Annotated in this window: 11 protein-coding genes, 1 pseudogene and 1 riboswitch; of the genes and pseudogenes, 1 reads left to right on the forward strand and 11 read right to left on the reverse strand. The window is 69.8% G+C overall.

Translation table 11 applies throughout. From position 1 onward, the window contains the following. The 8 genes and pseudogenes from V7026_RS09975 to V7026_RS10010 all read right to left on the reverse strand — a co-directional run. Window positions 1–209: pseudogene (locus tag V7026_RS09975) on the reverse strand (cell envelope integrity protein TolA); the annotation flags it as partial. Between the two features lie 13 nt (window positions 210–222). Further along, entirely contained in the window at window positions 223–678 is a 456-nt protein-coding gene (locus V7026_RS09980) for a biopolymer transporter ExbD (protein WP_334155235.1), read from the reverse strand. A gap of 37 nt (window positions 679–715) precedes the next feature. Further along, window positions 716–1,405: a protein TolQ gene (gene tolQ, locus V7026_RS09985; RefSeq protein WP_334155236.1), complete on the reverse strand. Its 690-nt coding sequence runs from the start codon at window positions 1,403–1,405 to the stop codon at window positions 716–718. After that, on the reverse strand, window positions 1,402–1,866 hold the full coding sequence (gene ybgC, locus V7026_RS09990; RefSeq protein WP_334155244.1) for a tol-pal system-associated acyl-CoA thioesterase: 465 nt from the start codon (window positions 1,864–1,866) through the stop codon (window positions 1,402–1,404). The genes tolQ and ybgC overlap by 4 nt, the downstream gene beginning before the upstream one ends. A 4-nt stretch (window positions 1,867–1,870) precedes the next feature. Beyond that, window positions 1,871–2,326 (reverse strand): transcription antitermination factor NusB, encoded by a 456-nt coding sequence (nusB, locus tag V7026_RS09995; RefSeq protein ID WP_443082346.1) that lies wholly within the window; start codon window positions 2,324–2,326, stop codon window positions 1,871–1,873. 38 nt (window positions 2,327–2,364) lie between these two features. Beyond that, window positions 2,365–2,835, reverse strand: a complete 471-nt coding sequence (ribH, locus tag V7026_RS10000; RefSeq protein ID WP_334155237.1) for a 6,7-dimethyl-8-ribityllumazine synthase — start codon at window positions 2,833–2,835, stop codon at window positions 2,365–2,367. Continuing rightward, a complete protein-coding gene (ribBA, locus tag V7026_RS10005; protein ID WP_334155238.1) occupies window positions 2,832–3,986 on the reverse strand; it encodes a bifunctional 3,4-dihydroxy-2-butanone-4-phosphate synthase/GTP cyclohydrolase II in 1,155 nt (384 codons plus the stop codon). The genes ribH and ribBA overlap by 4 nt, the downstream gene beginning before the upstream one ends. 63 nt (window positions 3,987–4,049) lie before the next feature. Then, complete coding sequence (locus V7026_RS10010; protein ID WP_334155239.1) at window positions 4,050–4,685, reverse strand: riboflavin synthase; 636 nt, start codon at window positions 4,683–4,685, stop codon at window positions 4,050–4,052. Window positions 4,686–4,834: 149 nt separating this feature from the next. Between V7026_RS10010 and V7026_RS10015 the strand changes: the two genes are divergently transcribed. Then, window positions 4,835–5,866, forward strand: a complete 1,032-nt coding sequence (locus V7026_RS10015; RefSeq protein WP_334155240.1) for a sensor histidine kinase — start codon at window positions 4,835–4,837, stop codon at window positions 5,864–5,866. Here V7026_RS10015 and nrdR read toward each other — a convergent pair. The 3 genes from nrdR to V7026_RS10030 form a co-directional block, all read right to left on the reverse strand. Then, window positions 5,835–6,284, reverse strand: coding sequence for a transcriptional regulator NrdR (nrdR, locus tag V7026_RS10020; RefSeq protein ID WP_334155241.1), 450 nt, complete (start codon window positions 6,282–6,284; stop codon window positions 5,835–5,837). The two genes, V7026_RS10015 and nrdR, sit on opposite strands and share 32 nt — an antisense overlap. 4 nt (window positions 6,285–6,288) lie before the next feature. Beyond that, window positions 6,289–7,533: a serine hydroxymethyltransferase gene (gene glyA, locus V7026_RS10025; RefSeq protein ID WP_334155242.1), complete on the reverse strand. Its 1,245-nt coding sequence runs from the start codon at window positions 7,531–7,533 to the stop codon at window positions 6,289–6,291. 46 nt (window positions 7,534–7,579) lie between these two features. Further along, window positions 7,580–7,722: riboswitch (ZMP/ZTP riboswitch) on the reverse strand. 7 nt (window positions 7,723–7,729) lie between these two features. Further along, window positions 7,730–8,629: a transglycosylase SLT domain-containing protein gene (locus V7026_RS10030; protein WP_334155243.1), complete on the reverse strand. Its 900-nt coding sequence runs from the start codon at window positions 8,627–8,629 to the stop codon at window positions 7,730–7,732. Between the last annotated feature and the right edge of the window lie 791 nt (window positions 8,630–9,420).

Genomic DNA, 9,420 nt, shown 5'->3' on the forward strand with positions numbered 1-9,420 from the left:
GGCGGCTCCTGCGCACGGGGGGCGGCCACTTGCGGCAGCGCCGACCAGAGTTCGGCCGAGGCGACCGTGATCGTCTCGCGCTGCCACGCCAAGCCCCAGGCCAGCGCCAGCGCCAGCAGTCCGTGGGCCAGCAGCGCCAGCACCCAGGGTGCCCAGCCGCCCGGGGCGGGCGGCGGGCTCAGGTCCAGATCGTCGGCCGTGGCCAGCATGGTGGGGAGCGGATCAACGGGTCGCGGGGTCGGTCTGCACGGCCAGCCCGATACGGGCAACGCCTGCGCGCTGCAGGGCATCCATCACCTGCATCACCTGTTCGTACGCGACGCGCTTGTCGCCGCTGATGATGATCGGCACGCTCACCGATCCGTCCGCCCCCGGCGCGCCCTGGATGGCCTGCACACGGGTGGGCAGATCTTTGAGGGTGACCACGTCGGCCTCGCCGCTGCTGCGGGCGCTGTCGCGCAGCCGCAGGCGGCCGTCGCGCTCCACGATCACCTGCACGAAGCGATCCGGCTGGCGTGCCGCCTGACCGACGCTGGGCAGCTCGACCTGGCTGGGCACGATCAGCGGGGCGGTCACCATGAAGATGATCAACAGCACCAGCATCACGTCGATGAAGGGCACCATGTTGATCTCGGTGATCGCGCGGCGGCCTTGTCCGCGGGGGGCGATGGCGGGCATGCGGGGCGGTCCTCCGGTCGGAAAAACGGTGCCCGCGTCAGTGGCCGGCCGGTGCCACGCCGGCGTGGCGGTGCAGGATGTTCGAGAACTCTTCGATGAAGGTCTCGAGCCGGTTGGCCAGGCGGTCGATGTCGTGCGCGAACCGGTTGTAGGCCAGCACGGCCGGAATGGCCGCGAACAGCCCGATCGCGGTGGCCACCAGCGCCTCGGCGATGGCGGGGGCCACGGTGGCCAGTGTCACCTGGGTCAGCGCCGCCAGCCCGGTGAAGGCGTGCATGATGCCCCAAACCGTGCCAAACAGGCCGACGTAGGGCGACACCGACCCCACCGAGCCCAGGAAGGACAGATTGACTTCGAGGGCGTCGAGCTCGCGCTGATAAGCGGCGCGCATGGCGCGGCGAGCGCCGTCGAGCAGCGCGTCGGGTTGGGTGATGCGCCGTTCGCGCAGCTTTTGGAACTCGCGCATGCCGCTGGCGAAGATGCGCTCCATCGGGCTGCCCTCGCGCGCGTTGCGCGCCGCGGCGGCGTATAGATCCTGCAGGTTGCCCCCAGACCAAAACTCGCGTTCGAAGTCGTCCGTCAGGTGCCGCACCCGCTTGAGGGCGAACACCTTGCGGAAAATCGCCGCCCAGCTCGTGACCGACACGCCAATCAGCAGCAGCACCACCGCCTGGACCACCCAGGAGGCGTTGAGCATCAGCTCGATGACGGAAAAGTCGTGCGTCATGCGCAAAGGTCCTTGTCGGAGTCGGCCTGCCGGGTCGATGCCCAGGCCGGGGCCAGGGCCGCGGTCACCTCGGCGGGCAGGCGGCCCGGGCGCATCGCCTCGGCCTCCACCCAGCCAATGCGCACCGTCCCCTCGCACAGCAGGGTCGGGGTCGGGTCGGTGCGCCACGCCTGCTGCTGCAGTGTCAGCGAGGCCCGTCCGAGTTCCCGGATGCGGGTACGGATCTCCAGCCGGTCGTCCAGCCGCGCCGGGCGCAGATAGCGGGCCTCGGCAGCGCTGACGACGAACATGCCCCCCGTGCGCTCGCGCAGCGCCTGCTGCCCCAGGCCTAGCCCGCGCAGCCACTCGGTGCGTGCCCGCTCGAAAAACTTCAGGTAGTTGGCGTAGTAGACAATGCCGCCGGCGTCGGTGTCTTCCCAATAGACCCGGATGGGCCAGGCGTGCAGCGGCGCGGCGTCCATCGCTTCAGCCGCGGCGGGCGGGGTCACGGGCCACCTCGTCGCCGCGGATTTGCGGCGCCAGCCGGTTGAGCACACCGTTGACGAACTTGTGCCCGTCGGTGCCGCCGAACGACTTGGCCAGTTCGATGCATTCGTTGATGACGACGCGCCACGGCACGTCCACGCAGTGCAGGAATTCGTAGGCGCCGATCCACAGCACCGCGTGCTCGATGGGCGACAGCTCCGCCAGTGGGCGGTCCAGCAGCGGGGCGAGGCGGGCATCCAGCTCGGCCCCTTGGGCAATGCAGCCGTGCAGCAGCGCGTCGTAGTGGGCGCTGTCGGCTTTGTGAAAACCGCTGAGGTCGCGTGTGAACAGGTCGATGTCCTGCGCGTCGTTGCGGCCCACCAGGTGCTGATACAGCCCCTGCAGGGCAAACTCCCGCGCGCGGGTGCGGGCGGATTTTTCGGATGCTTTGGTCATGGGCCGTATTGTCCCAGACCGCGCGGGCACCGTGCGGGTCAGTCCACGGGGAAGCGCCGCAGCAGAGTCGCCATCTCCACCGCCACGCGGGCGGCGTCGCGCGCCTTCTCGTCTTGGCGGGCGACGGCCTGCGCCAGGTTCTCGGTCGTCAGGATGGCGTTGGCGATCGGGATGTGGTGGTCCAACGCCACGCGGGTGATGCCGGCGGCCGACTCGTTGCACACCAGCTCGAAGTGGTAGGTCTCGCCGCGGATCACGCAGCCCAGCGCCACCAGCGCGTCGAAGCGATCGCTCTCGGCCATGGCCTGCAGGGCCAGGGGCACTTCCAGTGCGCCGGGGACCTGCTCCAGCGCCACGTCGGCCTCGGCCACGCCCAATACCCGCAGCTCGTCGCGGCAGGCGGCGGCCAGCGCGTCCGTGATGCCCTGGTTGAAGCGGGCTTGTACGATGCCGATGCGCAGGCCGCGGCCGTCCAGCGCCGGGCCGTCGCTTTTGTGGGCTCCCATCATGTCGGGTTTCCTTCCGTGGTTGGAGGGTGCAGAAAGCCCACCACCTCCAGCCCATAGCCCGTCATACTGGGCATGCGGCGGGGGTGGCCTAGCAGTTGCATGCGGTGGATGCCGCAGTCGCGCAGGATCTGGGCACCCACGCCGTAGGTGCGCAGGTCCATGCGGCCACGCTCCGGCGCTTGGGCCGAGCGGGCCGTGCCCTCGAACTGGGCCAGCAACTGGTCCGCCGATTCGCCGCAGTTGAGAAGCACCGCCACCCCGCGGCCGGCCTGCTGCAGATGGCGCAGGCTCGCCTCTAGGCTCCAGGAGTGCATGCGGCGGCCGGTCTCCAGCGCGTCCAGCACCGACAGCGGCTCGTGCACACGCACGGGTACCACCTCGTCGGGGCCCCACTGGCCCTTGATAAGCGCCAGATGCACCCCACCGCTGGTCTGGTCGCGGTAGGCGTAGGCGGTAAATTCGCCAAAGGCGGTGGCCAACGCTCGGCTGTTGACGCGCCGCACCAGGCTTTCGGTGCGGCTGCGGTGTTCGATAAGATCGGCGATGGTGCCGATTTTCAGACCATGCTGCGCGGCGAAGCGCTGCAGATCCGGCAGCCGGGCCATGGTCCCGTCGTCGTTCATGATCTCGCAGATCACGGCGGCCGGCGTGCAGCCCGCCATGGCCGCGAGGTCGCAGCCCGCCTCGGTGTGGCCGGCGCGCATCAGCACGCCGCCGTCCACCGCCTGCAGCGGGAACACATGGCCCGGCTGCACCAGATCGTCTGGGCGGGCGCTGGCCGCGACGGCGACGCGGATGGTGTGGGCCCGGTCAGCGGCCGAGATGCCCGTGGTCACGCCCTCGGCCGCCTCGATCGACACGGTGAAGGCAGTGCCCATCTTGGTGCCGTTGCGCGGCACCATCGGCGGCAGGCGCAGTTGCTCGCAGCGCTCGCGCGTCAAGGTCAGGCAGATCAAGCCGCGGCCGTACTTGGCCATGAAGTTGATCGCCTCGGGGGTCACATGGTCGGCGGCCAGGACGAGGTCGCCCTCGTTTTCGCGGTCCTCCTCATCGACCAAGATGACCAGCCGGCCGGCACGCAGCTCGGCCACGATCTCTTCCACGGAGGCGATGGGTGCCACCGCATCGGTGGCGTTTGGGTCAGTGCTCATGCTGGGGTAGGCGGGGAGGCGGCGCGGCGGGCCGCGGGGTCGGCAGGCGACGCGCAGGCGCCGTCAGGCGGTCGGTGGCACGGCAGCGAGCGACAGCATTCGCTCGACATAGCGCGCAATCATATCCACCTCCAGATTGACCCGCGCACCGACCGTCAACGCGCCCAGCGCCGTGTGCTGCATCGTGTGCGGGATCAGGTTGATGCTGACCTCGCAGCCATCCGCCCGGTCCGTGACGTGGTTGACCGTTAGGCTGACCCCGTTGACGGTGATCGACCCCTTGTAGGCCAGATATTTGGCCAGGTTGGGCGGGGCCAGCACGCACAGGTTCCAGGACTCACCCACGGCGGCCAGCCGGGTGACCGTGCCCACGCCATCGACGTGCCCGCTGACGATGTGCCCGCCCAGCCGGTCGGCCGGGCGCATGGCCTTTTCCAGATTGACCGGGCCGGGGCGGTCCAGGCCCGCGGTGCGGGCGAGCGATTCGGCCGACACATCCACGGTGAAGACCCCCTGCGTCGGGTCCAGCGACGTGACGGTCATGCAAGCCCCGTTGATGGCGATGCTGTCGCCCAGCGCCACATCGGCCAGATAGTCGCCCCCGGCCGCCACGTGCAGCCGCAGCCCATGGTCGACGCCGGTGCCGAGGGGTTGGTACCGCTTGATGCGCCCGACGCGGGTGATGATGCCGGTGAACATGACCGCGATTGTCGCAGTTTCGCAGGGGGTGGTCGGCACCGGTGGTGGGCGCTACCATCGGGTCGGTCGGGCTCCCATGGCGTGCCGCCGTCAGGCCCCTTACCGCTGCCTCTTTCCATTCGCCGACCCCGGAATCCATCCCCCATCGTATGGCCGCTGCGCGGTTTGTCATTCCCGACTTCCGTGACCTCGGGGTTCAATGGCGCTTGCTGCTGCTGGCCGAGGGGTTGCGCGCTCTGTGGTGGGTGCTGGGGGCCTCGCCCGCCGACGCCACCCTCCGGGGCTGGCTGACCGCCGGCGCGCTGTTCGAGCCGACCCTGTTGTCGGTGGCGGCCGCGCTGGCACTGCTGTCGCCGAGGTTGCGGCGCTGCCCTCCTTGGCGGGCGCTGCTGATCACCGCGCTGGTCGCGGTGTTGGTGGCGCTGGCCTGGCGGGCGCTGCTGCAGGGCTGGGGGCTGGCGGTGCCCACGCCGCCCACCGTCGTCGTGGCCACGCTGGCCGTGTGGGGCTGCATTGCGGGCTACTTCGACTGGCGCCACCACCGCTTGTCCCCCGCCTTGTCCGAGGCGCGGCTGCAGGCGCTGCAATCGCGCATGCGCCCGCACTTCCTGTTCAACAGCCTCAATGGTGTGCTGGCACTGATTCGGCGCGACCCGGCGCGTGCCGAAGCCATGCTGGAGGATTTGGCGGAACTCTACCGCGCCCTGCTGGCCGAGCCGCGTACGCTCGTGCCCTGGCGCGAGGAGTTGGCCCTGGCAAAGGCCTATCTGGCGGTAGGGCAGGTGCGCCTGGGCGAGCGGCTGCGCATCGCGTGGCATGTGGACACCGCGCCGGCGGATGCGCTGCTACCGCCGCTAACCCTGCAGCCACTGGTGGAAAACGCCGTTCGCCACGGGGTCGAGCCGCGACCGGAGGGGGCGTGTGTCACGGTGGAGGCGTTCCGCGACGACCGCCACCTGGTGCTGTTCGTGCGCAATCCGCTGCCGCCGCCCGAGGTGACCACGGGCGGGCACGGGCTGGCGCTGGCCAACCTGCGCGAGCGGCTGGCGCTGCTGTACGGCGGTGCGGCGCGTCTGCGAACCTACGAGTCGGAGGGCGAGTTCGTCGCCCAGGTGCGGCTGCCGATCCGCACGGGCGCCGACACTGCGGTCAGCCCCGCACCTCGTCGATCAGCGACTTGAAGGCCTCCACGTCCTCGAAGCTGCGATAGACGCTGGCAAAGCGCACGTAGGCCACCGGGTCGAGCTCGCGCAGCTCCAGCATCACCCACTCGCCCAAGCGCTGCGACGGCACCTCGCGCGCGCCGTCGGCCAGCAGCCTTTCCTCGATGCGGGCGATGGCGGCATCCAGCCGCTCGGTGCTGACCGGTCGCTTGCGCAGCGCCAACGCGAGGCTGGCGCGCAGCTTGGCCGCGTCGTAATCGACCCGGCGGCCGTCCTTCTTGACCACCTGCGGAAACGTCACCTCGGCGCGTTCGTAGGTGGTGAAGCGCCGGTCGCACGCGCCGCAGCGGCGGCGCCGGCGTACGAACACCCCGTCGTCGGACTCGCGCGTCTCCACCACCTGGGTGTCGGCGTGTCCGCAGAAGGGGCACTTCATCGCATCACCCGTAGACGGGGAAGCGCCGCGTCAGCTCCGCCACCTGCGCGCGCACGCGCTCGATGGTGGCCGGGTTGCGCGGATCGTCCAGCACGTCGGCGATCAGGTTGGCGGTCTGGCGCGCCTCGGCCTCGGTGAAGCCGCGCGTGGTCATCGCCGGCGTGCCGAGGCGAATGCCGCTGGTGACCATCGGCTTTTCCGGATCGTTCGGGATGGCGTTCTTGTTGACCGTGATGTGCGCCTGGCCGAGCACGGCCTCGGCCTCCTTGCCGGTGATGCCCTTGGCGCGCAGATCCACCAGCATCACATGGCTTTCGGTGCGGCCGCTGACGATGCGCAGCCCGCGCTGCTGCAGCGTCTCGGCCATCGCCTGGGCGTTGCGGATGACCTGCTGTTGATAGGCCTTGAACTCAGGGCTGAGCGCCTCCTTGAACGCCACCGCCTTGGCGGCGATCACGTGCATCAGCGGGCCGCCCTGCAGGCCTGGGAAGACGGCGCTGTTGATGGCCTTCTCGTGCTCGGCCTTCATAAGGATGATGCCGCCGCGCGGGCCGCGCAGGCTCTTGTGCGTGGTGGAGGTGACCACGTCGGCGTGCGGCACCGGGTTGGGGTAGACCCCGGCGGCGATCAGGCCGGCGTAGTGCGCCATGTCCACCATGAAGATCGCGCCGACCTCGCGCGCCACCCGCCCGATGCGCTCGAAGTCGATGCGCAGGCTGTAGGCGCTGGCGCCGGCGATGATCAGCTTGGGCCGGTGCGCGCGCGCTTTGGCCTGCAGCGCGTCGTAGTCGATTTCCTCGCGCTCGTTCAGCCCGTACGACACGACGTTGAACCACTTGCCCGACATGTTCAGCGCCATGCCGTGCGTCAGGTGCCCGCCTTCCGCGAGGCTCATGCCCATGATGGTGTCGCCGGGCTTGAGGAAGGCGAGGAACACCGCCTCGTTGGCGCTGGCGCCGCAATGCGGCTGCACGTTGGCGGCCTCGGCGCCGAACAAGAGCTTGACGCGGTCGATGGCCAGCTGCTCGGCCACGTCCACATGCTCGCAGCCACCGTAGTAGCGCTTGCCCGGATAGCCCTCCGCGTACTTATTGGTCAGCTGCGTGCCCTGCGCGGCCATCACCGCGGGCGACGCGTAGTTCTCGCTGGCGATCAGCTCGATGTGGGCTTCCTGGCGGGCGTTTTCGGCCTGGATGGCGGCCCACAGCTCGGGGTCGGTCTGTTCGATGAGGATGTGGCGGCTGAACATGGCAGTCCTGACGTGGTCGGTGGACCCGCGGCGGTGGTCACGCCTCACGGGCTGCCCAGGCGAACGGCGAGGCGGCATACCGCAGGTGACGTTGTGCTGCGCGCTCCCCCGTGGTGGTCCACGTCGGCCATTGCTGCTTGACGGGACAACAACCAGCCCCGAGGCCTATCGCCAGTCGCGCGCGCCGCAAATTTTATCAGGACGCCCGGGCGGCCAACGGCGCGGCCGCGGCGCGCGGCGCGGCGTCCGCCTCGATCTGCGGGGTGCTGGCAGGCTCGCCCGGCAGCACCGGTGCCGCCGGGCCGATCGATGCAGGCAGCGGCATGGTGGCCTGAAAACCCACCTGCTGCCCGCCCGATACGCGCTTGAGCCGCTCGTACTCGGACAGCACCTTGACGATGTAATCGCGGCCGTCGTGGGTGACGGCGCCGACGTACAGGCGCAGGCCGCCCGGGATCGAGCCGGCACGCCGCACCGCGTCCTGCAGGATCTCGGCGCCCACGCGCAGGTTGCTCAAAGGGTCGAAAGCCGCCAGCGTGCCGCCAAAGCCTTCAAACTTGTCGGCATGCACGCGGGTGTCCACCTGCATCAGGCCATGCGCGCCCACGGGGCTGGCCGCAAACGGGTTGAAGCGGGATTCGATGGCCATGACGGCCAGAATCAGCGCGGGGTCCAGCCGCAACTGCGGGCCGAGCTGGTAGGCCTCGGCGACCAGCGCCCCGATCGGTTCGCTGGCCACGCGGTATTTGCGCGCCAGCCAGTGCGCCACGCGCACCTGCTCGGGTGGCAGATCCTTCAGGTTGGCGGCCAGCACGCGCTCGGGCGCGGCGAGCTCGTCGTCCTCGACCGTGGCAGCCTGGCGGCCCAGCAGCCAGTCGGTCGCGCCGCGTTCCAGCTCGGCGCGCAACTGCGGCTGGGTGGCCAGCAGCACGACGGCCACCAGGGTCGCGACGCCAAACAACGCCATGCCGTGACGAGCGGCCGCCCAGACGCGCGCCACGATCTGCGCCAGTCCTTGAACGGGCGCGACGCGCGGGGTCCCGCTCGGGGAGCAGGCCGGTGCGCGATCCTGGGTGTCGATGCACGTGGTGGTCATGCACACACTCCTTTCTGGGAATGAACAAGCCGTCCGGCGCTCCCGCTCTCGGGGCGGGTTGCGTCGGGCGGTCGATCGGGTGTGCCGCGGTGGGCAACGGGGACCGACCCGGAGTCGCCCCTCGGGGCGTGCTCCACGGCACGGCTGCGGCGGATGCAGCGGCGTGCCGGCTCTGGCGGCTTGCGAAAAAGGTCGGTGGCATCCAGGGGCCATCGGCGGAGCCGGCTGGCGGGATGCCGCATCGCCGCGCGCTGCGTGGCGGGGCACCGACCTTTCTCGGGATTACGATGAACGAAACGGGCGCGATGGTAGGGGGCTTGTAATGACGAGTCAATACTTTAGATCGTGATTTTTATACCTGCAATTCATAAATAAAGCGTCGTCGGGGCGCCCCCCGGGCGAGACGGGTCATATTTTTTACCCAACAAAGGGGTGTCCGTCATCGAAAAAATTCAGCCCCAAGGGACCGGGCCGTGGCGTACACTGAAGGCGTCGCGATCAGAAACACGGTGGCAGCGATGCCCTTCTGGTCCGACGGGCCCGCCTCGGCGGCAAACGCCTTGGCCTGGCAACCCCCAATGGAAGCAATCCGTTGCTTCCGGCAGTGTGTGACAAGACCCTCCATGCTGCCGCGGCTGGCACGGTGAACCCCGTGCCAAGGCCTCGACGGGTGCAGCCCGTCGGGGCCTTTTTGCTGGGTTGGTCTTGCCGGGTGGGGCCGTGGGGTCAATCGGCGGTCGCGCGCCGCCGCACTTCGGCCAGGTAAGCCTGCCCATCCGGCGGGCGGCCGT

Source organism: Tepidimonas sp. (genome assembly GCF_036825565.1).
In the GTDB taxonomy this organism is placed as follows: Bacteria; Pseudomonadota; Gammaproteobacteria; order Burkholderiales; family Burkholderiaceae_C; genus Tepidimonas.

Coding starts and splice junctions, on each gene's coding strand:
- V7026_RS09980 (WP_334155235.1), bottom strand. CDS start 678: ATGCCCGCCATCGCCCCCCGCGGACAAGGCCGCCGCGCGATCACCGAG.
- tolQ (WP_334155236.1), bottom strand. CDS start 1,405: ATGACGCACGACTTTTCCGTCATCGAGCTGATGCTCAACGCCTCCTGG.
- ybgC (WP_334155244.1), bottom strand. CDS start 1,866: ATGGACGCCGCGCCGCTGCACGCCTGGCCCATCCGGGTCTATTGGGAA.
- nusB (WP_443082346.1), bottom strand. CDS start 2,326: ATGACCAAAGCATCCGAAAAATCCGCCCGCACCCGCGCGCGGGAGTTT.
- ribH (WP_334155237.1), bottom strand. CDS start 2,835: ATGATGGGAGCCCACAAAAGCGACGGCCCGGCGCTGGACGGCCGCGGC.
- ribBA (WP_334155238.1), bottom strand. CDS start 3,986: ATGAGCACTGACCCAAACGCCACCGATGCGGTGGCACCCATCGCCTCC.
- V7026_RS10010 (WP_334155239.1), bottom strand. CDS start 4,685: ATGTTCACCGGCATCATCACCCGCGTCGGGCGCATCAAGCGGTACCAA.
- V7026_RS10015 (WP_334155240.1), top strand. CDS start 4,835: ATGGCCGCTGCGCGGTTTGTCATTCCCGACTTCCGTGACCTCGGGGTT.
- nrdR (WP_334155241.1), bottom strand. CDS start 6,284: ATGAAGTGCCCCTTCTGCGGACACGCCGACACCCAGGTGGTGGAGACG.
- glyA (WP_334155242.1), bottom strand. CDS start 7,533: ATGTTCAGCCGCCACATCCTCATCGAACAGACCGACCCCGAGCTGTGG.
- V7026_RS10030 (WP_334155243.1), bottom strand. CDS start 8,629: ATGACCACCACGTGCATCGACACCCAGGATCGCGCACCGGCCTGCTCC.